The sequence below is a fragment of the Variovorax sp. 20P10.2.4 genome, assembly GCF_058244205.1.
In genome coordinates this window covers 22789-45047 of record NZ_JBZAYE010000003.1, presented here as the reverse complement: position 1 = coordinate 45047, position 22259 = coordinate 22789, and the positions used below count along the sequence as shown (strand labels likewise).

The window sequence follows — 22259 nt, the reverse complement described above, 5'->3', positions numbered from 1 at the left end:
AAAGAAGCATGCGCGGATTTTCGCAAAAGCCCGGCGCACGATGTTCTTCGCCGTATCCCCCAAAGGTGGGGTTGCCAATCGCGTGATCGGTGTTCGGGCTGCATCGACCACCGAGCGTTGCCTCACGATGAGGGCAGCTCGATCGAAGCCGACAGCGGTACCGCATCGATTCGCTCGGCGCTTGCGATCACGATCGCGCGGTCGTCCCGGCCAGCGCTCTCGGAGAGGGTGCGCCACAGGAAGCGAATCGAGTTGGCATCGAGCGCCGCGGTGGGTTCGTCGAGCAAGGTGAGTGCGCGTCCCGACGCGAGGGCAGCCGCCAGCCATACCTTTCGCTTCGACCCGGTGGAGAGCATGTACATCGGCTTCTCGAGGTGCGGCGTCAGGGAGAAGCCCTCCACGAGGGCGCGCCACTTCGCTTCATCGAAGCCTGGATCGCCGGCACTCAACGACGCGGTGCACCGCGTCGCCGAGATGTCATTGAAGGCGTCGGTCTCCGGGTCGACGAAGAACACGTTCCGGCCATAGGTGTCGGGGTCCTGGTCCAGGCGCGCTCCCGCGAGGTCCAGTTGGCCTTCGCCGCGAAGCTTCCCCGCAAGCAGCCGGAGGACCGTCGACTTGCCGCTCCCGTCGCCACCGTAGAGCTGGGTCAGCCCGGCGCCGACGCTGGCGCTCCAGGCGGACAGGAGCGCGGGCCGACGGGGGTAGGCGAAGCTCAAGTTCTTGACGACGAGGATGGGCGCGGTCGACGCTGGGTTCATGCCTCGACCCTACCGCAAAACCGGCGCGCGCCGCGCCCGCCGGGTCGACGGCGGCCCGACGATCTCAGGACGCCGCAATCACCGGAAAGTCCGTCCCCAGCCACTTCTGGTACAGCTTGTTGAGCTCGCCATTGGCGCGGTTGCGCGCGACGAACTCGTCGAGCGTCTTCTTCAGCTCGGCCTGGCCGGGCCGCATGGCGATGGCCATGACCTGCTCGCGTACGGTGAACTTCTTCTCGTAGGTATCGGGCGGCACGCGCTTGGCAATCTGCGCGGCGACGGTGGTGGAGCAGCCGATCGCATCGACCTGACCCGAGATCAGCGCCTGCATGCCCGAGGCATCGTCGTCGAAGCGGCGGATCTCGGTGCCCTCGGGCGCCATGGCGGTCAGCGCCACGTCCTGGACGCTCGCGCGCGCCACGCCGATGCGCCGCCCCTTGAGGTCGGCCGCGCTCTTGATGTCAACCTTCTTCGCGCCATACAGGATCACGGTGGCGGTCGCATAAGGCGCCGAGAAGTCGACCTGCTTGGCGCGCTCGGGCGTGATCGCGAGCGAGGCGACGAGCAGGTCGACCTTGTTCGTCAACAGGAACGGGATGCGGTTGGGGCCGGTGACGGGCACGAGGTTCAGCTTGACGCCGAGGTCCTTGGCCAGCAGCCGCGCGACATCGGCGTCGTAGCCGTCGGGCTGGTTCTGCGCATTGGTGGTGCCGTAGGGCGGAAAGTCCACGAGCAGCCCGATCGTGAGCTGGCCCTTCTTCTGGATTTCCGCGGCGCTTTGCGCCACGGCGGCACCGGACAGGCCGGCCATGGCGGCGCCGGCCGCGACCGCCAGCAGTTGCCGGCGCGACATCGAATCGAACATGTGAGTCTCCTTGTGAATGGGTCGGCAGGGAACGAGGGAGGGGCGAAGTAGGCCCGTCACATCACGCCGAAGGTCTCGAAGGCCTCGACCGTGCTCATCCCGTTGCGGATGGCGGTGCGCACCGCGTTCTCGGTGCTGGCCTTCTCGAGCGCGCGGCGGAAGGCCTCGACCTCGGCCTCCTTCGGCACGATCAGCACGCCGTCCTGGTCGCCGAACACGATGTCGCCCGGGCGAATGCGCACGCCCTGGATCTCCACCGGCACGCGGTAGTCGACGACCTTGCCGCGCGGGCCCTGGTCCTGCGAATAGCCGCCGAGCGAGAAGACCGGCAGGCCGAGCTCGAGCACCTCGTTGGTGTCGCGCGAGTAGCCGTCGAGCACCGCGCCCGCGGCCTTCAGGTGCTGGGCGCGCGTCGTCATGAGCCCGCCCCAGAGCGCGAACTGCGGCGCGCAGCCGGTCGCGACATAGACCTCGTGGGGCTTCAGGTCGTCGAGCGCCTGGAACAGCAGCCCGAAGGGCTGGCGGCTCAGCGGCGTCTTGCCCTCGGGCTCGGTGCGCGCGAAGCAGTTGGTCTCGAGCACCGGCATCGCGCGGCCCGCGATCACCATCGAGCGCTCCACCGGCCGGATGGCCGGCGGCAGGAACTGCCGCAGCAGCCCCATGGTGTCGAGGATGTCGCCCACGACGGCGGGGAACAGCTTGGTCTTCATGAGCTGGAACAGCTCGTCATCGTCTTTCCACATGCTTGTCTCGTTCATTCGTTCAGCCAGTCGATCAATGGCCTGATTGAACGAGGCGCCCGCCTGGGTCGCAAGCTCTCACCCTATATGATAGGTAGCGATGACCGCCCATCCCTTCGTCCTGGACAAGCTCGAGCGCGTGCCGCTCTCGGAGCAGGCCGTGCAGAGCCTGCTGGGCTACATCGAGCGCTCGCGGCTGGCGCCCGGCGCCGCGCTGCCCGGCGAAGGCCGGCTGGCCGAGATCCTCGGCGTGAGCCGGCCCGTGGTGCGCGAGGCGCTGCGCACGCTCAAGGGCATGGGGGTGGTCGACATCGCCAACGGCAAGAGCCCGATCATCCGGCGCGACCTCGACGCCACCGCGATGTCGATCTACTTCGCGCGCGCGCTGCAGGTGCTCGACAACTCCACCGAGGACCTGATGGCCGTGCGCGCGGCGCTCGAAGGCCAGTCCGCGGCGCTCGCGGCCGCGCGCCGGCAGCCGGCCCAGATCGAGCGCATGACGGCGCTGGTGACACGCATGCAGGGCTGCCTGCGCGACCCGGCCACCTATGCGGCGCTCGACACCGAGCTGCACGTCGAGATCGCGCGCGCCAGCGGCAACCCCTTGCTGTGGCAGATGATCGGCTCGATCCGCGCGTCGCTGGAATCTCAGTCGCGCCAGGGCATGGAGCGGCGCAAGACCCGCAAGAGCCTGCAGCAGGTGCAGGACGGCCACGCCGAACTCGTGGCCCGCATCTGCGAAGGCGACGTGGCCGGTGCCGCGGCTTCCATGCAGGCCCACATGGCCGCGGCGCTGCATGCGCTGCTGCGCGAACCTCAGGCGTGATCGGTCGAGCGCGTCACCGCCTCCCAGGCATCGATCTCATCGGACATCGCCGCGAGCTTGGCGCGCACGAGCCCCAGCGCGTCGGTGCCCAGCAGCAGGTGCGCCGGCGGATTCGGCGCGTCGACCAGCGCGAGCAACGCCTGCGCCGCCTTCGCGGGGTCGCCGGTCTGCGCCCCGCTCTTGGCCTGCCTGGCCTCGCGGATCGGATCGAAGAGCGCGTCGTAGTCCGCGATGCTGCGCTCCGATCGCACCATCGAGCGCCCGGCCCAGTCGGTGCGGAAGGAGCCCGGCGCGACGGCGGTGACATGGATGCCGAAGGCCGCGACCTCCTTGCCGAGCACCTCGGAGATGCCCTCGAGCGCGAACTTGCTGCCGCAGTAGTAGGCGATGCCGGGCATGGTGATGAAGCCGCCCATCGAGGTGATGTTGACGATGTGGCCGCGGCGGCGCGTGCGCATCGCGGGCAGCACGGCCTTGATCATCGCGACCGCGCCGAAGACGTTCACGTCGAACTGGCGTTGCATCTCGGCCAGGCTGGACTCCTCGAGCGTTCCCTCGTGCCCGTAGCCCGCGTTGTTGACCAGCACGTCGATGGGCCCGTGCTGGGCGAGCAGTTGGGGAACGGAGCGATCGATCGCGTCGAAATCGGTGACGTCGAGCACCACGGCATGCGATCGGCCGGGCGCGCTGCGCTCGAAGGCTTCCTTGTTGCTTTCATTCCTGACGGTGCCGAGCACCGTGTGGCCCTGCGCGAGGGCGGCTGCCGCGAAGGCTTTTCCGAATCCCGAGTTGACGCCCGTGATGAGGAAGGTTTTGGGTGTGGTCTGTGTCATGGTCGGCTCCTTGAAGATCAGGCACCGATCGTAGAAATCGCAGCACGGTCGCGATATGCCGAGTCGCACACATGGCTTGCCTAAAACTGCAAAGCCGTGGACCCGGCGGCCCGGCTGTGGCAGATTCGCGGCTCCCATGAACGACGCTCATCCACGCAACGCACCGCCGAAGGTCTCCCATGTGCAGCAGCAGATGGTCGATCTGGTGCAGCCCCTGGCGCCGATCGAAGGCTACAACCTGACCGTGCTGCCCGATGTCCGGATCCTCCGGTCCGACCGGCCGCTGGCCCGCGCGCCGGTGCTCTACGAGCCCGGCATCGTCATCGTGCTGCAGGGCCGCAAGCGCGGCTTCCTCGGCGACGAGGTCTATCTCTACGACGCGCAGCACTACCTGGCCGTGTCGGTGCCCGTTCCCTTCTCGATGGACACGGACGCCTCGGCGCAGGAGCCGCTGCTGGCGATCTACTTCCGCCTCGACTTCCAGGTCGCGGCGGAACTGATGATGAAGCTCGACGAGCACGGGTTGGCCGAAGGCGCGGCGCCCAAGGGCCTGATGTCGACCCCGATGGACGAACGCCTGGCCCGCGCCGTGCTGCGCTTCCTCGAGGCGATGAACTCGCCGCTCGAGGCCCCCATCCTCGGCCCCGACCTGGTTCGCGAGATCTACTTCCGCGTTCTCACCGGCGAGCAGGGCAGCGCCATCCGGGCCTCGCTCACGCGCCAGGGCCACTTCGGCAAGATCGCGAAGGCCATCCGCACCATCCATGCGCGCTTCGACCAGAAGCTCGACATCGACGGTCTCGCCGACGAAGCGGGCATGAGCCCTACCTCGTTCCACGCGCACTTCAAGGCCGTCACGTCGACCTCGCCGATCCAGTACCTGAAGACCACGCGCCTGCACCAGGCCCGGCTGATCATGGCCCGCCACCAGGTCACGGCCGCGCATGCCAGTGCGCAGGTGGGCTACGAAAGCCCCTCGCAGTTCAGCCGCGAGTTCAAGCGCATGTTCGGTCGCGGCCCGGCCGAGGAGGCCGCGCGCATGCGCGAGGCGTTCGCGCGGCCCGATCCCTCGCCACATGCGCTCTACGTGGCCGCGCACTGAAGACCATGACGCCGCTTCCACCGCTCAACCCGCTGAAGATGTTCGAGGCCGCGGGGCGCCTCCTGAGCATCTCGAAGGCGGCCGAGGAACTGTTCGTGACACCGGCGGCCGTCAGCCGGCAGATCCGCGTGCTCGAGGAGTTCCTGAACTTCCAGCTGTTCCGGCGCGAGCATGGCGGCCTGTCTCTCACGCCCGCGGGCGCGAAATACCTGTCGGAGATCACGCCCCTCTTCATGGCCTTGCGGGAGACCACCAACGCCGCGATGGGCGGCGGCTACCGGCGGCGCGTGCTGCGGATCCGCTCGCCGGCCACCTTCGCGGTGCGCTGGCTGATTCCGCGGCTCGCGGGCTTCCATCAGCTGCACCCGGGCATCGACGTCCAGCTGACCGCATCGGCGGCACCGCTGGACTTCAGCCGGGAGGACATCGACGCCGGCATCGAACTCGGCGACGGCCACTGGCCGCGGCTGATCGTGCAGAAGCTGGTGCCGAACGAACTCGTGCCGGTGATGGCGCCGCGCGCGGGCGCCGCCGTTCCGCGGGAGCCGCGCGCGCTGGCCTCCGAGACGCTGCTGCACTCGCTCGCGCGCATCGACGACTGGGCGCTGTGGCTGCGCGCGGCCGGCGCGCCTGGCGTCAACGCCTACCAGGGCATGAAGTACGAGACCTCGCTGCTGTCCTACCAGGCGGCGGTCGAGGGGCATGGCGTGGCCATGGCGCAGAAGGCGCTGGTCGAGAAGGACCTCGCCGAGGGAAGGCTGGTGATGCCGTTCGGGCTCGCGCTCGATCGCGGCGACCACACCTACTACTTCGCCTCGCCCCGCGAGCGCGACGAGTCGGTCGAGCTGGCCGCATTCCGGCGCTGGCTGGCGGACGCGGTCGCCGCGTCGAGCACTGCGGTGCCCTCGGCGCTTTAACAAAAAGTCAAAGCCTCGGCAGCAAATGTCGTTTGCCCGCCGGGCAGCCGATTTCTATTCTCGAGCCTCGTTGAAACCACCCCCTGAGGGTGGGCGCCGGCATACCGCCGGCTTCGAGAACAAGAGGCAAGAACAGATGTTGGGAACCAGTTTGGCCGGGCTGCGCGTGCTCGACTTCTCGCACGTCGTCGCGGGTCCGTTGTGCGGCATGCTGCTCGGCGATCTCGGCGCCGAGGTCGTCAAGATCGAGTCGCCCGAAGGCGAGATGGGACGGCGCATCGGCCCGCCCTGGATCCACGGCGAGAGCGTGATCTCGCTCAGCGTGAACCGCAACAAGCAGGGCCTCGCGGTCGACCTCAAGACACCGCAGGGCCGCGACCTCGTGCGGCGCCTGATGGCCTCCGCGGACGTGGTCGTCGAGAGCTTCAGGCCCGGCGTGATGAAGCGATTCAGTCTCGACTTCGACAGCGTGCGCGACGCCAATCCCTCGCTGGTCTACTGCTCGATCTCGGCCTACGGGCAGCACGGTCCTTCGAGTGGCAAGGCCGGCGTCGACGGAATCATCCAGGCGGTCGCGGGCTTGATGAGCACCCTCGGCCCGGCGGGGTCGCCGCCCTCGAAAGTCCCGAGCCCCATCGCCGACATGGCGACCGGCTACTTGGCGACCATCGCGATCCTCGGTGCGCTCGTTCCGGTGCGGCAGGGACGCGAGGGCCAGCACATCGACGTCAGCCTCTACAACGCCACGCTGATGCTCCAGCAAGTGGGACTCGCGTCCTTCCTCGCCAGCGGCATCGAGCCCGGCAAGAGCGGAAGCGCCGCACCGTATGCGGCACCGAACGAAGCCTTTCCGACCGCCGATGGCTGGATCATGGTGGCGGCCTACCAGCCCGAGCGATGGAGCGCGCTTTGCCATGCCATCGGCCAGCCCGCGCTCGAGAAGGATCCGCTGTTCGCGGACAACGTGTCGCGGGTCGGGCATCGCGATGCGCTGTTCCAGCAACTGGCCGCGGCGTTCCAGCAGCGGCCCACCGAGGCCTGGCTCTCGACGCTCGAAGCGGTGGACATCCTCTGCGCGCCGATCGCCGGCTATGCGGAAGTCACGTCCTCGCTCCAGTACCGCAGCAGCGGCGTCGAAACCGTGATCGAGCATCCGATCGCCGGCGCGGTGCGCATGCCCGGATTCGCGATCGGAAACCCAGGCGGCGATGGCGTGCGCGCCACACCGCCACCGCTCGTGGGACAGCACTCCGCGGCGGTGCTCGCGGCCTACGGCATCCCCGACGAAGAGATCGACGCGCTGTTGCGCTGCGGCGCGATCGCCACCCCCGCCACCCCCATCACTCCCTCCCGAAGCATCGCCGCATGACCTCCTCCCCTTCCGACCTCGTCGCATCGCGCATCGACGGCCCCGTTCTCACGATCACCATGCAGTCCGCCGCCACCGGCAACGCGCTGAACCTCGCGATGACCTCGGCGCTCGCCGATGCGCTAGAGCGCGTCAACGCGCACGAGGAGGTCCGCTGCGTGGTGCTGTGCGCCAGCGGCAAGAACTTCTGCACCGGCGGCAACGTCAACGACATGCGCGACGGCACCGACCTGATGGCGGGCAGCACGACGCAGGTGCGCGAACGGCTGCTCCAGCGCCTGCATCGCATCACGCATGCGGTCCACCGCATCGAGGTGCCGGTCATCGCCGCGGTCAACGGCCTCGCGATCGGCGCGGGCTTCGACCTGTCGCTCATGTGCGATGTGCGCCTGTGCAGCGAAGAGGCGCGCTTCTCCGAGAGCTTCCTGCGCCTCGGGCTGGTGTCGGGCATCGGCGGCGCCTGGTTCCTGACGCGCCTCGTCGGCCTGTCGAAGGCCATGGAGCTCACGCTGACGAGCGAGTTCATCGACGCGCAGACCGCCCTGCGCCTGGGCGTCGTTTCCCAGGTGTTCGGCGCGGGCCAGCTCCAGGAGGAAGCACGCAGGCTCGCCGAGCGGATCGCAAAGAACCCGCCGCATGGCATGCGCATGGCCAAGCGACTCGTTCGCGACGCCAGCCAGTCGACGCTGGCCGGCGCACTCGAGCAGGCGGCCTCGATGCAGGCCATCCTGCTGTGCGGCGACGAGCACAAGAACGCGGTGCGCGGCTTCCTCGCGAACGAGCGCGGCGCCCGGTAGCCACCGAGAACGAGCAAGACAGGAGACAAGCAGATGAACAAGACCACCAGCCAGCTTTTCCGCCTCGTCCGTGCGGCCTGCGTCCTCGCGGCCGCGACGATGGCGATGCACGCCGTGTGGGCGCAAGCCGCCCCCTATCCGAGCAAGCCGATCGTCCTCGTCGTTCCATTCGGCGCGGGCAGCGCCACCGACCAGCTCGCGCGGGCGGTCGGCGCCACCGTCGCGGAACGCCTCAAGCAACCGGTCGTCGTCGAGAACAAGGGCGGCGCGAGCGGGCTCATCGCGAGCCAGGAGGTGGCCCGGGCCGCGGGCGACGGCTACACGGTGCTGATCACGACCAACACCACGCAGGTCGCGAACCCGCACCTGTTCAAGAAGCTTCCCTACGACCCCGTGAAGGACTTCAAGCCGGTGACGGGCCTGGGCCGCGGCGGCATGGTGCTGGTGGTGCGACCGGATTCGCGCCTGAAGAGCCTCGCCGACGTGATCGCCGCCGCGCGCGCGGCACCGGGCAAGCTCTCGTTCGGCGCCGGCAACTCGTCGAGCCGCATCGCCGGTGAAATGTTCAAGCAGATGAGCGGCACGGACCTGCTCTACGTGCCCTATCGCAGCAACCCCAGTGCCATGACCGACCTCATCGGCGGGCAGCTCGACATGATGATCGTCGACACCGTGACCGGCATTCCGCAGATCGAGGGCGGGCGCCTGCGCGCGATCGCCGTCTCGTCGGCCAGGCGGGTGCCGGCGCTCGCCGGCGTGCCCACCTTCGATGAATCGGGCATCAAGGGCTACGACCTCGGCTACTGGTTCGCCGCCTATGTGCCGGCCGCCACGCCGGCGCCCGTGGTGTCGAAGCTGCGCGAGGCGTTGACCGCTGCCGTCGATGGACCTCGGACGCAAAGCTTTCTGCAGGCTTCGGGCGCCTCCGCGTGGACGACGGAGCCCGAGGAGCTCGCAAGATTCCAGGCCACCGAGTCGCGCCGATGGAGCGAGGTCATCAAGGCCGCCGGCATCGAGCCGGAGTGACGCACGCGCGGCTTTACTGAGGGCTGGTCGTGCGGCCCTGTCCCGTGGCTTGCGTGTTGGGGTTCTCGCCCATTCGGGAACCCGTCGTCGAGCTCGTGCCGGGGCGCGCCTTCTGGTTCGACGCCTTGCCCTGCGGGTTCAGGTTGCCACCCGACATCGAATTGCCCTGGCTGGTCGCGGAAGGCTGGGTGGCGGCCGAGGTGCCGCCATTCTTCGGTTGCGTCGCGACGCTGTCCGAGCTGTTCAGGCCCGGCCCGCCGCCACCACCGCCGCTGCCACCGGACTGGGCCAGGGCGGGCACGACGGCCAGCGCGAAACTGCTTGCGCAAAGGATTCGGGTGATTCGGTTCATGGAGAAGACTTTCGTGAAGTGGTGAAGAGAAGACTTCAATGAACCGCCATGCCGCATCGGCCCGGGTGGGGCATCCGCGCCCTCCCCTGTCAGCCAACGCGCACGCAGCGCGACCCACGCCATGAGCCGCCGGTTTCCTACGGCCGAGGCGCGAGGGCGCGGGCACGGTACCAGGCATGGCCTCCTCCTCGACCCGCACCGCCCGCTCGCCCGGTCTTCTCAGCCTGTGCAAGGACGCCGTGATGGCATGGATCGACGACTTCGCGCCGAGCATGGGCGCGGCGATCTCGTACTACACGATGTTCTCGCTGGCACCGCTGCTGGTGATCGTGATCGCGGTGGCCGGCGCGCTGTTCGGCGCGGAAGCCGTGCAGGGCCAGATCGCGGCGCAGCTCTCGGGCCTGATCGGCGCGGAAGGCGCGCTCGCGGTGCAGGGGCTGATCCGCAGCGCCAGCGAACCCTCGCGCGGGCTGGTGGCCGGCGCGATCAGCATCGTCGTGCTGGTGGTCGGCGCCACCACGGTCTTCGCCGAACTGCAGAGCGCGCTCGACCGCATCTGGCATGTGCCCGAGCGCGTGAAACCGCAGGGGGTGTGGGGCATCCTGCGCGCGCGCGTGCTGTCGTTCGGACTGATCCTCGGCCTCGCGTTCCTGCTCATGGTCTCGCTCGTGGTGAGCGCCGCGCTGGCCGCCCTGGGAAGCTGGAGCGCCGCGCTGCTGCCGGGATGGGAGGCGCTGCTGCAGGGTGTCAACATCCTCGTCTCGCTCGCGATCCTCACCGTGCTGTTCGCGATGATCTTCAAGTTCATGCCGAGCGCGCCCATTGCCTGGCGCGACGTGTGGATCGGTGCCGGCGTGACTGCCGTGCTGTTCGAGATCGGCAAGGTGCTGATCGGCCTGTACCTCGGCAAGAGCGGCGTCAACGAATCCTTCGCGGCCGCGGGCTCGCTGGTGGTGCTGCTGGCCTGGGTCTACTACGCGGCGCAGATCTTCCTGCTGGGCGCGGAGTTCACCAAGGTCTATGCCAATGCCCACGGCTCGGTGGCCGCGGGCAAGGCGCAAGCGGCCACGGAAGAAGCCGCGCGGCAGGCGGAAGTGGGCACGGACAGCCAGGGTCCGAGCGGGCGCGTGCCGTCGGCGGATGTCCGTCGCGCGCCGCGCAGGCTGGCATCGCCGCTGGCCATGTTCGCCGGTGGCGCGCTGTTCATGGCGCTGGCGATGCGCCGCACGCGGCGGATCAGGCCGGCGCGGGCACCGCGAAGCTAGCGGGGCCAGCCGCCGCGAGTCCGGCGGCCCTCTTGCGCGACGCGCGCCGGCGGCTCACGTAGTCGGGATGAAAGCAGCGCCGACTGCCATCTTCGAAGGCCACCGTCACCATCCCGTCGGTCGACGACACGACGACGCCGGCGCCGAAGCGCTTGACCTTCACGGGATCGCTCTCGGCGAAGGGCATGCGCTCGCGCGTCGCGGTCTTCGCGAGCTTCGCGGTCTGCTCGCTCACCACGATGGGCTGCACCATCGCGGCCTCGTGGGCCGCGATGCGCCGGCAGTTGTCGCAGGTGCCGCAGCGCTTGGCGGTGGCCGAGGGGTCGAGGTCGTCGAGCAGCAGCTGCCAGCGGCACTGGCCCGACTGCGCATAGGCCAGCATGCGCTCGAGGGTCTCGCGGTCCTGCTCGCGCCGCGCCTTGTAGCCGTCGAGCATGGCGCCGAAGTCGGCACGCTCGGCCATCGCCTGCCGCAGCGCGATGCGCCCGCGCCGGTCGATGGCGAGCAGCTTCTGCTGCCGCAGCAAGGCGATCGCCGCCTGCATGCGCGTGCGCGGACGCTCGAGCGCATCGAGCAGGTTCGCGGCGGTCCAGCCTTCGGCCGTTGGTGGCTCCGCGAGCAGTTGCCGGTACACGGCATCGAGGTCCTCGAGCTGCGGATAGCGGCCCGCGAGAAAGAACTGCTGCACCGACCGGTCCTTGGCATGGAACAGCAGCACGCAGCGTGCGCGCTCGCCGTCGCGCCCCGCGCGGCCGGCCTCCTGGTAGTAGGCATGCAGGCTCGACGGCATCTGGCAATGCACGACGAAGCGGATGTCGGGCTTGTCGATGCCCATGCCGAAGGCATTGGTCGCGACCATCACGCGCGCACTGCCCGCCATGAACGCTTCCTGCGCCTCGGCGCGCTCGCGCGCGCCGAGCTTGCCGTGGTAGAGCGCAACCGATTGATCGGCCGCCTTCAAGGCATCAAAAGCCTCCTGCGCGGCCTTCACCGTAGCGGCGTAGACGATGCCGCTTCCGGCCTCCTCGCGCACCAGTTCGACGATGCGGCGCTGGCGATCCGGCTCCTGCGTCATCTGCTCGACCGCGAACTGCAGGTTGGCGCGGTAGGCGCCGGTATCGATCAGGCCGGCGCGCGGAATGCCCAGGTTCTTCATGACGTCCGCCGCCACCTCCTCGCCCGCGGTGGCCGTGAGCGCGAGCACGGGCGGGCCGCCGAGCGCACGGACGGCCGGACCGATCTCGAGGAAGGCGGGCCGGAAGTCGTGGCCCCATTGGGAAATGCAATGCGCTTCGTCGACCGCGACCAGCGCCACGGGATGGGTCGACAAGCGTCGCACGAACGCGGGGTCCGACAGCCGCTCGGGCGTGACCAGCACGATGCGCGCACTGCCGTCGTCGATCGCTTGTTCGGCCCGTTCCAGCTCTTCGGCGCCCAGTGCGCTGTTGACCTGCACGGCGGCAATGCCCAGCGCGCGCAGCTTGTCGCACTGGTCCTTCATCAATGCGATGAGCGGCGACACCACCAGCGTGCGGCCCTCGAGCAGCAGGGCCGGCAGCTGGTAGCACAGCGACTTGCCGGCGCCGGTGGGCATCACGGCCAGGGTCGACCGGCCCGCCATCACGCGCTCGATGACCTCGGCCTGGCCCGCGCGCAGGCGGGCATGGCCGAACACGTGGCGCAGCGTGTGCTTCAGGCGCGCGGCCGCATCGGGAACGCCTGGCATCAGACGGTCTCTTCGTCGTCGTCCTCGCCGTCGTTCTCGTCGGCAAGTTCTTCGGGATTCAGCGCTTCGGGGTCGTCGACGGCGTCGGCGACTTCCGTCGCGGCGTCCGGGAAGACGCCCACGCGGTCAGGCAGGATGTCGGCGTTGGTCGCCGGCTCCTCGCCGCCGTCGATGACGGCGCGGTCGTCGCCCGCGGCATCGCTGCCGCTGTCGCTGGAATCGCTGGGGCCGAGGGCGTCGGCGTCGGTGCCCTTGGGGGCGGTCGGGGCGTGCTCGCCGCCGAGAATGCTGCTGGTTGCCATGTGCGTCGTTTCCTTGAAATCCTTGGGAGACAGACGCACAGACTGGGAGCCATCGGGCGCGGCGGAAGTAGGAAATTCGCGCATCCGGGCCGCCATCGATGTCTACGGCTGCGGATCGCCTCGACGGGCGCTTCAGACCGGCGGGTAGTTCCCGGTCCCGTCGGGCCAGCGCGTGAGCACCTCGTGGCCCTCGGGCGTGACGGCCACCATGTGTTCCCACTGGGCCGACAGCGACCGATCCTTGGTCACCACCGTCCACCCGTCGGGCAGGTGCCGGATCTCGCGCCCGCCCGCGTTGAGCATCGGCTCGATGGTGAAGACCATGCCCGGCACGAGCCGCAGGCCCTCGCCGCGGCGTCCGTAGTGCAGCACCTGCAGGTCCTCGTGGTAGACCTGCCCGATGCCGTGGCCGCAGAACTCGCGCACCACGCCGAAGTGCTCGCGCTGCGCCACCGACTGGATCGCATGGCCGATGTCGCCCAGCGTGGCGCCCGGTCTGACGGCGAGGATGCCGGCGCGCATCGCCTCGTAGGTCGTCTCCACCAGCCGGCGCGCGAGCACGCTGGGCGCGCCGACGAAGTACATGCGGCTGGTGTCGCCGAACCATCCGTCCTTGATCACGGCCACGTCGATGTTGACGATGTCGCCCTTCTTCAGGATCTTGTCGGGCGAGGGAATGCCGTGGCAGACCACCTGGTTGACCGAGGTGAGGATGGTCTTCGGATACCCCTGGTAGCCCACGTTGGCCGGGACGAGGCCCTGCACGTTCACGATGTAGTCGTGGCAGATGCGGTCGAGCGTTTCGGTGCTCACGCCCGGCACCACGTGCGGCTCGATCATGGCGAGCACTTCGGCCGCGAGCCGGCCGGCCTGGCGCGCCTTCTCGATCTCCTCGGGGGACTTGATGTGGATGCCGGATGCCATGGGTACTCAGTCGCCGTATATACGAAACATATATGAATCATACATGCTTCGTTGCATCGACCCTCGCCCGGACGGATGTGCCGACATGACACGGGCGCTGCCTATACTGGTTCGCAGGAGGGGAACATGCTGTCATTCATCCGCCGCCTTTTCGACCGGAAGCCCGGCACCGAACAGGTCGCCCGATTGCTCCTGCAGGAGCTGCAACGCCTTCTCCCCGAAGAGAAGCTGGTCCTCGATCCCGAGCAGTTCCTGATCCGCCGCGCCGACGGCGGCACGATCTACCTGCACAACCTCTACACCGACTACTGCCAGGCCCGGCCGGCGGAGCGCCGCGAGCAGATCGCGCGCTTCGCGCTGGGGGTCGCGGGCATCGGCAGCGACCGGCCCGCCGATTTCGACGAGGCCCGGCCGCGGCTGCTGCCGATCCTGCGGCGCCTCGCCGGCGTGGACCTCGCGCGGATCTCGCACGGCGACTTCTCGAAGAAGCTCGAGGACACCATGGTGTGGACCCCGTTCTCGCCGACGCTCGGCGCGGCTGTCGCCATCGACAGCGACCATGCGATCGCGCAGGTGAGCCCCGACGACCTCAAGCGCTGGGGCATCGGCTTCGAGCAGGCCTTCGAGATCGCGGTCGACAACCTGCGCCACAAGGCCGCCCCGGCCTTCGGCCAGCTCGCGCCCGGGCTCTACGTCTCGAACTACGGCGACTACTACGATGCCGGCCGCATCTTCGTGCACGAGCTGGCCTGGCAGCTGCCGCTCGACGGCGACCCGGTGGCGATGGCGCCGAACCGCACCTGCCTGCTGGTCTGCGGTGCCGGCGATGCGGACGCGCTCGAGAACATGATCGCCACCGCGCGCCGGGTGCTGCGCGAACAGTCGCGCCCGCTGAGCGCCGAGATGTTCAGGCTGCGCGACAAGGCGTGGTCGCTGTGGACGCCGCCCGGGCAGGCTGGCGTGCAGCTCACGGCGCTGTTGCGCGAGGAAAAAGCGGTCGACTACAACGACCAGCAGGAGGTGCTGGAGAAGGCCCACGTGGCGGCGGGCGTCGACGTCTTCGTCGCCAAGCACAGCCTGCTGCAGCGCGACTCCGATGGCGCCGTGATCAGCTATGCCGTGCTGCCCAAGGGCGTCGACACCTGGCTGCCCGAAGCCGACCTGGTCTTTCTCTGCGAGGTCGCGGGCGAAACGCCGACCATCGTCGCGTGGCCGCATTTCGCCGAGCATGCGGGCCACCTGATCGAGCGGCTGCCGCTGGCCGTGCCGCGCTGGAAGGTGCTCGGCTATCCCGAGGGCGACTGCCTGCGGCGGCTGCAGGAGCTGGCGACGACGGTGGAGGCCGTGCGGCTCCAGTAGGCGGGCCGACATCGGCGACGGACGCCATCGCGTTCAATCCGCCGCGTCCGGACTGGGTCCGCGTTCGACCAGCGTGCGCAGCGCCATCTGCGTGCGCGTTCCTTCCACCCCTTCGACCTCGTGGATGCGCGCCAGCAGCACTTCCAGCGCCTGCGCATCGCGCGTGCGCACCTTCAACAGGAGGCCGCTGTCGCCAGTGACGATGTGGATCTCCTCGATATCGGGAAGCGATTCCAGCGCCGCGATCTGGCGGGCACGCTTCACGGTGCTGGTGATCACCTGCACGAAGCACAGCAGCGGCCGCCCCAGCTTCGCGCCATCCAGCCGCGCCACGGTCGCGACGATCACCCCGTCGCGTTTGAGCCGCTTCACCCGCTCGTGCACCGCGGGCGCCGACAGATGAAGCAATTCACCCAACGCGGCATAGCTGAGCGTGCTGTCGTTCGCGAGAAGCCCTAACAGTCTTCGGTCGACAGCATCCAGGCGGGCGGGTGCCTTGCTCTCCGGTTGAAGCTGGTTCGTATTTTTGGCCATGGTCATGAAAGCGCTAGGGCAGCTGAATGATGTTCGGGAGAATAAGCCAAAGACAGAACATCATTCGGTGAACAACATGCCTGCACTTTCGGACCTCGCCCTTCCTCTCTCAGCGCCGGAGGGGGGCCCGCCCAGCCGCCTGCTCGGAGAGGTGCCACCGGACGCATGGGCACGGGTCCTGTCTCGCATGAGCCCCATCGGCCCTTCATCCCGCGAACAACGTCCGGTGGACGTGATTGATCACGCCAGCGCCGAGTCGCTTCGCGCGATCGGCGTGCCCACAGGGGCCCGGCCGCTGGAAGAGGTGATCGATCAGATGCTGGACGAGATCTACCCCTGGCGTGCGCGCATGGACCATCCCCGGTTCCTGGCCTTCATTCCGGGACCGTCTTCGCCGCTGTCGGCCCTGGGCGACTACTTGACCGCTGTTCACAACGTCCACGCCGGCAGCTGGCTGCAGAGTTCGGGGGCCAGCGTCATCGAAGCGGCGCTCATCCAATGGCTGGCAGCGCAGGTCGGGCTCCCGCCTTCGGCTGGCGGCCTGTTCGTGTCGGGGGGCTCCATGGCCAACCTGACGGCGCTCGCGATGGCGCGTGATTTCAAGCTCGAGCCGGCGCAGCGCCTGCAAGGGGTTGCCTACGTCTCGGAGCAAACCCATTCATCCGTTGCCAAGGGTCTGAAGATCCTCGGGCTTCTGCCGCATCAGATTCGCCGCATGCCCACCGACGCCGCGTTCCGCATGGACATGACGGCGCTGGCGGCCGCGGTCGAGCAGGACATCTCCGATGGGCTCAGGCCTTTCGCCGTGGTTGCGAGCGCGGGCACGACGAACACCGGCAGCATCGATCCACTGCGACGGATTCGCGCGCTGTGCGATGCACACGACATGTGGATGCACGTGGATGGCGCGTACGGCGCATCCGCCGCGCTGTCGCCATCGCATCGGGGTTTGCTCGACGGCATCGGCGAGGCCGACAGCCTGAGCTGGGATGCGCACAAGTGGCTGTTCCAGACGTATGGCTGCGGGATGATCTTCGTGCGTCAGCGCAAGCACCTCTCGCAGGTCTTCCATACCCGACCCGAATACCTGCTCGATGCGCAGGCCGACACCGACGCCGACCAGATCAATTTCTGGGACCTCGGCGTGGAACTCACGAGACCGGCACGCGCGCTGAAGCTGTGGCTCACCTTGCAGGTGCTGGGGTCGGACGCCATGGGCGAGGCGATTGCGCATGGTTGCCGGTTGGCGACCTGGGCTCAGGATGAGCTCGAGAAGGATCCTCGCTGGGACATCGTGTCGCCCGCGCAGTTGGGCATCGTCACCTTCCGCATGACGGATGCGGCCATGAGCCCGGAGGCGCTCGATGCGCTGAACAGCGAGATTTCATCGCGGGCACTTCAGGAGGGCTTTGCGACGGTCTTGACGACGCGCTTGCGCAATCGAACCGTGCTGCGAATTTGCGCGATCCATCCGGATGCCACTGAGAGCGACATGCGGGAGACGATCCGGATGCTGTCGTCGTATGCCGACGCGGTACTGGCTTCGGGCGTTCAGGCCTGAGAGAGCGGGCCGCTAAACCGCGGCCCGCAGACCGGCACTTACCCGCCAGTCTCGAGCGCGCCACGTCGCGGCATCTCGCTCAGTTGAAACAGCTCCCCGGCCTGGCGAGCGAGGTCCGACGCGAGCCAGAGCAGGTTGTCCAGTTGGCGAGGTCCGTCACCGCTGCACCAGTCGATGTCTCTTCCATGGGAGGCCCACCGCAACGCTTCGAGTTGGGAGAGGGTGTTTTCGAGAAGATCCGCCGGGCCTTGGGCGTTTTCTCCGGGGGATATCGGCGTGCGACGCCGGGCTATAGTCTTGGTAGCCATTTTTGTGCGTTTCCTTTCGAGGGGTGTGCACGAACTTGGTTAGACGGCTGGGGTGCTAGTAACGCCCTGGCCGTCGCCTTTTGATACCTCGCATTTGCGTCGTTGCTTTGGCAGTGACGACCTGCTGCGAGGCGGGCAGTTTTTTGAACGTCTCGGTGTGGTTGGGTGTGTTGTGCCTTTCTGCTTCCCTAGGTGGGGTGGTGAGTGAGAGGGGCATCCACTCTAGGGAAGAAGTGGGCGGGGTGCGGTGCCGTTTGGCATGAAGTTGCGGTAAGCGCCAATAAATGCAGCTTCCGCGATGCGCGGGGCACGGGCCTCGAGGAGGTGGTGGCGTGCAGGTCTCGATCGGCGTGGGCTCCGGCGGGATGCGGGCAAGAAGAGACTCAGTCCATCCAGGACCGCGCGCGATCCTGGTACTCGCAGCACTCGCGCACGATGCGCTCCAGCAGTTCCGCGCAAGTCGGGATGTCGTCGATCAGCCCGATGCACTGGCCGGCGGAGACCACGCCGTCCTGCACCGCGCCCGACTCCAGCGCCGCGTTGCCGCGTGCGCCTGCAACGAGCGGGCGGATCTCCTCGAGCTTGCATCCGCCGGGACGGTTCTCCATGGTCACGACTTCTTCGGAGATCGCGTTGCGGAACACACGCGCGGTGTTGCGAATGGTGCAGGACATCAGACTGGTGTCGCGCTTGCTCGCCCCCGAACTCACCTTCTAACCCATAGGTCAATTGTCAGCGTCGCTGCATTTGCTGCCGCCGCACACAATTCGGCGACTTCACTCTTATTGACACCAAGCAGACATTGGACGACGCGATTGGCGGAGACTGCGCTACACGAAAAACGAATTTTCATGCCAAGTGGGCGCGATGTGAGTCCGGCGCATAGCGCCGTCTCGATCGGCCCCACAATTGGCGATTCGAGCACGACTCGTTAAGGCCACTTCAGCCTTTCGGACGGCTGGTCCGTTGGACTGCAAGCTGGCGTCAGCGCACGAGAAGTCGCTGCAGGCGCGCTCAAATCGAGAGGGCCGAACGGCCACTGGACGCGCGAGTCGAGTAAGCTTTCTCAATGAGTTGCAACATCGTCCCTGTGGGCCGGCGCCGAGACGGCGGCACTCGGTATTGGTGCCTTGGGCATCACGCGAACGCCACGGCTAAATACGGCACCCCTGCGGAGAAGTGCGTGGCGGCCGACGACGAGCCGATCGCGCCCGAGGACACGCTGGACTTGGACTTCCACTGCTACCCTGGCGGCATCGCCTTGTGGGGCTCCGTGCCCGCCGTATACGACACCACGAACAAGCCCATCGACCGGGGCATTCACGTGCACGCCCGGCTCGAAAAAAGCGGGGGGAAAGTGATTGACCGGACGTATCGCAAGCTACGTATCCCGCTCGCCAAGGACTTGCTCTCGGACGGGTGGGCGGAGGTCGACGAAATCGACGCTATCAACTATATGGTTTCAGCCGTGTTCGGGTTCCAGACGATCACGGTCAACTGCACCTACTGCGGCTTCCCGCACCTAGACCGCGACTGGTTCGCCGTCCATGCGCACCGGCGCCACCAGTGCCACGGGTGCGGCAAGCAGTTCTCCGATAGCGGCGCGGGCGTGGGCAATCCCTTGGCCACCGTGAGGCATATGCTGGGCGCGCAGAAACCCAAGCTCGCACCGGCGAAGAAGAAGGTCAAGTTCAAACAGCGCGACTTCCCCGGGGGCGTTCAGATCTGGGGCTCGAATCCGGCGATCCTGTGGACCTCAGCGCGTGCCGAGGAGGACGGCATCCACGTGCACGCTTTCAAAACCGCCGACGAAGAGATGCCCAGCGGCTTGGACGACACGTTCACCGAGGTTGTGATCGACGGCGTGGTGCTTAACGCCACGCACGTGCGCGCCTTCATGGCGCAGTCGGCCATGCCGCACCTGGAGGGTAGAGTTCTGGATCTGGTCTGCCCCGGCTGCGGAGATCATCACTTTGACGAAGGCGAGCACGCATTCACGCCACACATCGAGCATCGTTGCGGCTCGTGCGGACTCTCCTTCGGCGCCCGCGGCCAGATGAAGAAGACGATCGCTAATCCGTTCGCAGGCGTGCGTCAGGCTCTCGCGAAGCTCGCGCCCAACCCCTTGCGCAACGACAAGTTGGGGCTGCGCCCGGAGACGATCTGAGCTAGAACCCGGCTTCGTCGATTGCGGGTAGGAAGCCTCCCCGCTCGCGCATCAGACGATAGGCGGTGAACGCCTCTGTCTGAGTGAGTAGCCCCGCCTTCACCGCCTCGCGCAGCAGGCCGATGGAGCCGGTGAGGCGATCTTCACCAAGAACTTTCACGATCACCTTGCGCGCCGCTTTGTCGTCGCAGGCGACCGAGGAACCTACCTCCGCTGCGGCCAAGATGCACTCGGTCTCGCCGTTGTCCAATTGCCACTCCGCTTTCGCCCTGAGGAAGCGCGAGATGCTGATCAACTTGTCGTCGACCAGTGCGAGGCGCCCGGCCGCGACAGCCGCGTCGATCGCCTGCGCGACGGTGTGTGACTCGTCGCGCACGACGCCGCTCACCTGGAACGATGTGCCCGGAAGGCGCAGGATTTTCGAAAGGACTTCGCCGTTGGCGAGGTTCAGGAGTGTTGAGGCGTCCAGGATCTGGATCACGCGGCTATTTCGGCGTTGGCAACGAACAGCGCGGAGAGCGGGATGTTAAGGAGCTCCGCAGCGCGCCCCACTGAAATCTCCCCGGCCCTCACCTTGCGCGCCGCCGCCTGCAGGAGCGCAGGGGACACGTCCACCGGGATGTCCGGGCGCGGCGGGATGCCCAGCTCTACGGCGCGCCGCTCGGGACTCTTGTAGTCGTCCTGCAGCTTTTGATACATGGCGCGCGCACCGCGCGGCGGCACCAAGCCCAGGCCTTCGCATCTGCGCGCGGCAACCTCGAAGCTGACGTGGAACAGGTGCGCCAGCCACAAGATCTCGATGTCGCCCAGTGGCCCCTTGGCCCCGAGCTGCTCTCGAATCGCCTTTATCGCCAGCAGCACGCCGTGACGCGGCAGCACGAGGGCTGAGCCGAAAGCGTCGGCGAACTTCTCTTCGAGCTTGCGCGGAACGCCTGGAATACCGTCGAAGTCCTCTTGGCGATCAAAGTGCGCGTAGCCGCTTGCCTGATCGTCGTGATGGGCGACCAAGTGCCCGAACTCGTGGGCCATGGTGAAGAGCAGGCGCGGCTTGAACGCACGCGCGCCTAAGATCATCAGCGCGTAGCCCTCGACGATGACGGACACCCCTTCGATGGCCGAGTCGCGCGAATAGAGGACGATGACGCCTAGCTCGTGGGCGACTTGCGGTAGGCGCGGGAAGGGCTCCTTGTCGTCGAGGCCAGCGAACGCCTTGCGAAAAAGCTGCGCAAATTCTTCAGCCGCCTCGAACTTCGGCTCCATGCCTCGAAACAGGTCGAGCCACGCGGTGTTGCGGGGCATGCCTCGTGCGATCGCCAACGCATCGCGCACCTGGGCGGACACGACGTTGACCTCCGAGGAGACTTCAACCTCGCGTTGCCCTAGCGTGTGGCGGAACAGCGCCTTAACGGGGTCGGCGGGCTCCGCGTCCAGCAAGCTCTCCAAAGGCAAGCGCATGGCCTTGGCGATGGCGCGCATCTCCGCCAAGCTCGCGTCGGCGCCGGCCGCGATCTGCGCGAAGCGCTCGGACGGTAGCTTCGCCTTCGCGGCGATCTGGTCGGCGGCGAGCTTGCGGCTGGCCAAGTGCTCGCCGAGGTTCATCAAGCCGCCGCCTCGCGCTTAATGTCCATCAACTCCCGGCGCAGCCGGTCCGCCTGTTCGTCGGTGAGCTTGCGGTGGCGCCCCACAATCTGGGCCACGCGCGGCCCCGAGCGGTCGAATAGGCTCGAAAGAATGTCGATGGTCCGCTCGCGCCCCAGCTCGACCTCGCGCGGGGTCTCGAGCACCACGGGGTTCTGCCCCACTAGGTAGTTCTTGATTCGATTCTCGAAGGACTCCGGCTTATGGGTGTCCTGAGGGTGCTGGTAGCCGTCGGGGGTCACGATGATGTTGCCCATCTTCTTGCCCGCGTCGAAGCGCAAGGCGTTCTCAGGAAACTTTCGCAAGGCGGCGAGCTGGTCTTCAAGCTTCTCTGCGATCTCCAAGCCGCCGATCACGTATTGCCGGTGCTTGGGCCCCATGCTGCCGCTGATCACGAAGATCTGGTCGCCAGGGCGGACGAGGCGGCGTAGGTCAGGCCTACAAGAGCCCATGGTCGGGCGCGACCCGGAGGTGAGTAACGGGTCGGCCAGCGGGTGGCCCATGCCGGGATCAGACTTGGGCGAGATGAAGATGTAGCTGGACACAGCACTCTCCTAGAAAGAAGTCGCATGGGACTGTATTTTTGAACAGTATTAATTTCTGTGCAAGAACTATCGAGATCAAAGTGTTCCAACACGCCTTCATTTCAACGGGCGCATGCCCGCTTCCTGATCTGTTCCTCTTATAGCCTGCCCGCTAGGCGTGGGCGGCTGGAACGGCCTGGCTGCCGAACAACGGGCATGTCTTGGTGTTCAGCGCTGGCTCGCGGCAGGTTTCAACTGTCAGTCTGGAGCAGCTACGCCCAAAGGCGATAGGGCAGCGCCTGCGGTCCAGCGACTCGCACAACTTGGCGACCTGAAACTCTCGTTCAAGGTTGGCAGCGGAAC

General features: G+C 67.5%; 23 protein-coding genes. 10 read left to right on the top strand and 13 right to left on the bottom strand.

Annotated elements, in window-relative coordinates; genetic code table 11:
- Positions 1–122 precede the first annotated feature (122 nt).
- From AC27VN_RS00815 to AC27VN_RS00805, 3 genes are all read right to left on the bottom strand, one after another.
- Positions 123–761, bottom strand: a complete 639-nt coding sequence (locus tag AC27VN_RS00815; protein WP_490875271.1) for an ABC transporter ATP-binding protein — start codon at positions 759–761, stop codon at positions 123–125.
- A 64-nt stretch (positions 762–825) separates the two neighbouring features.
- Positions 826–1626: a transporter substrate-binding domain-containing protein gene (locus tag AC27VN_RS00810; protein ID WP_093352892.1), complete on the bottom strand. Its 801-nt coding sequence runs from the start codon at positions 1624–1626 to the stop codon at positions 826–828.
- Positions 1627–1682: 56 nt separating this feature from the next.
- Positions 1683–2369 carry an RraA family protein gene (locus AC27VN_RS00805; protein ID WP_490875270.1) on the bottom strand — a complete coding sequence of 229 codons (687 nt, stop codon included), beginning with the start codon at positions 2367–2369 and terminating at the stop codon, positions 1683–1685.
- 97 nt (positions 2370–2466) lie between these two features.
- Between AC27VN_RS00805 and AC27VN_RS00800 the strand changes: the two genes are divergently transcribed.
- Positions 2467–3192, top strand: a complete 726-nt coding sequence (locus tag AC27VN_RS00800) for a FadR/GntR family transcriptional regulator (RefSeq protein WP_490875269.1) — start codon at positions 2467–2469, stop codon at positions 3190–3192.
- Here AC27VN_RS00800 and AC27VN_RS00795 read toward each other — a convergent pair.
- Positions 3183–4025, bottom strand: coding sequence for an oxidoreductase (locus AC27VN_RS00795; RefSeq protein ID WP_490875268.1), 843 nt, complete (start codon positions 4023–4025; stop codon positions 3183–3185). The genes AC27VN_RS00800 and AC27VN_RS00795 overlap by 10 nt on opposite strands.
- A gap of 136 nt (positions 4026–4161) precedes the next feature.
- Here AC27VN_RS00795 and AC27VN_RS00790 point away from each other — a divergent pair, with 136 nt between their 5' ends.
- From AC27VN_RS00790 to AC27VN_RS00770, 5 genes are all read left to right on the top strand, one after another.
- Positions 4162–5127 carry an AraC family transcriptional regulator gene (locus tag AC27VN_RS00790; protein WP_490875267.1) on the top strand — a complete coding sequence of 322 codons (966 nt, stop codon included), beginning with the start codon at positions 4162–4164 and terminating at the stop codon, positions 5125–5127.
- A 5-nt stretch (positions 5128–5132) separates the two neighbouring features.
- Positions 5133–6044, top strand: coding sequence for a transcriptional regulator GcvA (gene gcvA, locus AC27VN_RS00785; RefSeq protein WP_490875266.1), 912 nt, complete (start codon positions 5133–5135; stop codon positions 6042–6044).
- A 136-nt stretch (positions 6045–6180) separates the two neighbouring features.
- Entirely contained in the window at positions 6181–7413 is a 1233-nt protein-coding gene (locus AC27VN_RS00780) for a CaiB/BaiF CoA transferase family protein (protein WP_490875265.1), read from the top strand.
- Positions 7410–8210 (top strand): enoyl-CoA hydratase-related protein, encoded by an 801-nt coding sequence (locus AC27VN_RS00775; RefSeq protein ID WP_490875264.1) that lies wholly within the window; start codon positions 7410–7412, stop codon positions 8208–8210. Before AC27VN_RS00780 ends, AC27VN_RS00775 begins: the two co-directional genes overlap by 4 nt.
- Positions 8211–8243: 33 nt before the next feature.
- Positions 8244–9236 carry a Bug family tripartite tricarboxylate transporter substrate binding protein gene (locus AC27VN_RS00770; RefSeq protein WP_490875263.1) on the top strand — a complete coding sequence of 331 codons (993 nt, stop codon included), beginning with the start codon at positions 8244–8246 and terminating at the stop codon, positions 9234–9236.
- 13 nt (positions 9237–9249) lie between these two features.
- On the opposite strand, the gene AC27VN_RS00765 is transcribed toward AC27VN_RS00770, so the two are convergent.
- Positions 9250–9588, bottom strand: a complete 339-nt coding sequence (locus AC27VN_RS00765; RefSeq protein WP_490875262.1) for a hypothetical protein — start codon at positions 9586–9588, stop codon at positions 9250–9252.
- Positions 9589–9764: 176 nt separating this feature from the next.
- On the opposite strand from AC27VN_RS00765, the gene AC27VN_RS00760 reads away from it, so the two are divergent.
- On the top strand, positions 9765–10853 hold the full coding sequence (locus tag AC27VN_RS00760; protein WP_490875261.1) for a YihY/virulence factor BrkB family protein: 1089 nt from the start codon (positions 9765–9767) through the stop codon (positions 10851–10853).
- On the opposite strand, the gene AC27VN_RS00755 is transcribed toward AC27VN_RS00760, so the two are convergent.
- The 3 genes from AC27VN_RS00755 to map form a co-directional block, all read right to left on the bottom strand.
- Entirely contained in the window at positions 10825–12579 is a 1755-nt protein-coding gene (locus tag AC27VN_RS00755) for a RecQ family ATP-dependent DNA helicase (RefSeq protein WP_490875260.1), read from the bottom strand. The two genes, AC27VN_RS00760 and AC27VN_RS00755, sit on opposite strands and share 29 nt — an antisense overlap.
- Positions 12579–12881, bottom strand: a complete 303-nt coding sequence (locus tag AC27VN_RS00750) for a hypothetical protein (RefSeq protein WP_490875259.1) — start codon at positions 12879–12881, stop codon at positions 12579–12581. Before AC27VN_RS00750 ends, AC27VN_RS00755 begins: the two co-directional genes overlap by 1 nt.
- A 132-nt stretch (positions 12882–13013) precedes the next feature.
- Entirely contained in the window at positions 13014–13805 is a 792-nt protein-coding gene (gene map / locus AC27VN_RS00745; RefSeq protein WP_490875258.1) for a type I methionyl aminopeptidase, read from the bottom strand.
- 126 nt (positions 13806–13931) lie between these two features.
- On the opposite strand from map, the gene AC27VN_RS00740 reads away from it, so the two are divergent.
- Positions 13932–15164 carry a DUF1444 domain-containing protein gene (locus AC27VN_RS00740; RefSeq protein WP_490875257.1) on the top strand — a complete coding sequence of 411 codons (1233 nt, stop codon included), beginning with the start codon at positions 13932–13934 and terminating at the stop codon, positions 15162–15164.
- Positions 15165–15197: 33 nt separating this feature from the next.
- On the opposite strand, the gene AC27VN_RS00735 is transcribed toward AC27VN_RS00740, so the two are convergent.
- Entirely contained in the window at positions 15198–15704 is a 507-nt protein-coding gene (locus tag AC27VN_RS00735) for an Lrp/AsnC family transcriptional regulator (RefSeq protein WP_490875256.1), read from the bottom strand.
- 181 nt (positions 15705–15885) lie between these two features.
- Between AC27VN_RS00735 and AC27VN_RS00730 the strand changes: the two genes are divergently transcribed.
- Positions 15886–17259, top strand: coding sequence for a pyridoxal phosphate-dependent decarboxylase family protein (locus AC27VN_RS00730; RefSeq protein ID WP_490875255.1), 1374 nt, complete (start codon positions 15886–15888; stop codon positions 17257–17259).
- A 691-nt stretch (positions 17260–17950) separates the two neighbouring features.
- On the opposite strand, the gene AC27VN_RS00725 is transcribed toward AC27VN_RS00730, so the two are convergent.
- On the bottom strand, positions 17951–18241 hold the full coding sequence (locus AC27VN_RS00725) for a hypothetical protein (protein WP_490875254.1): 291 nt from the start codon (positions 18239–18241) through the stop codon (positions 17951–17953).
- A 509-nt stretch (positions 18242–18750) separates the two neighbouring features.
- Here AC27VN_RS00725 and AC27VN_RS00720 point away from each other — a divergent pair.
- On the top strand, positions 18751–19734 hold the full coding sequence (locus AC27VN_RS00720; protein WP_490875253.1) for a hypothetical protein: 984 nt from the start codon (positions 18751–18753) through the stop codon (positions 19732–19734).
- Position 19735: 1 nt separating this feature from the next.
- Here AC27VN_RS00720 and AC27VN_RS00715 read toward each other — a convergent pair whose 3' ends face one another.
- Genes AC27VN_RS00715 through AC27VN_RS00705 form a run of 3 tightly spaced genes read right to left on the bottom strand, consistent with a single transcriptional unit; the run spans position 19736 to position 21917 of the window.
- On the bottom strand, positions 19736–20215 hold the full coding sequence (locus AC27VN_RS00715; RefSeq protein WP_490875252.1) for a PIN domain-containing protein: 480 nt from the start codon (positions 20213–20215) through the stop codon (positions 19736–19738).
- Positions 20212–21333, bottom strand: a complete 1122-nt coding sequence (locus AC27VN_RS00710; protein WP_490875251.1) for an ImmA/IrrE family metallo-endopeptidase — start codon at positions 21331–21333, stop codon at positions 20212–20214. Before AC27VN_RS00710 ends, AC27VN_RS00715 begins: the two co-directional genes overlap by 4 nt.
- Positions 21333–21917: a hypothetical protein gene (locus AC27VN_RS00705; protein WP_019656097.1), complete on the bottom strand. Its 585-nt coding sequence runs from the start codon at positions 21915–21917 to the stop codon at positions 21333–21335. Before AC27VN_RS00705 ends, AC27VN_RS00710 begins: the two co-directional genes overlap by 1 nt.
- Positions 21918–22259 lie beyond the last annotated feature (342 nt).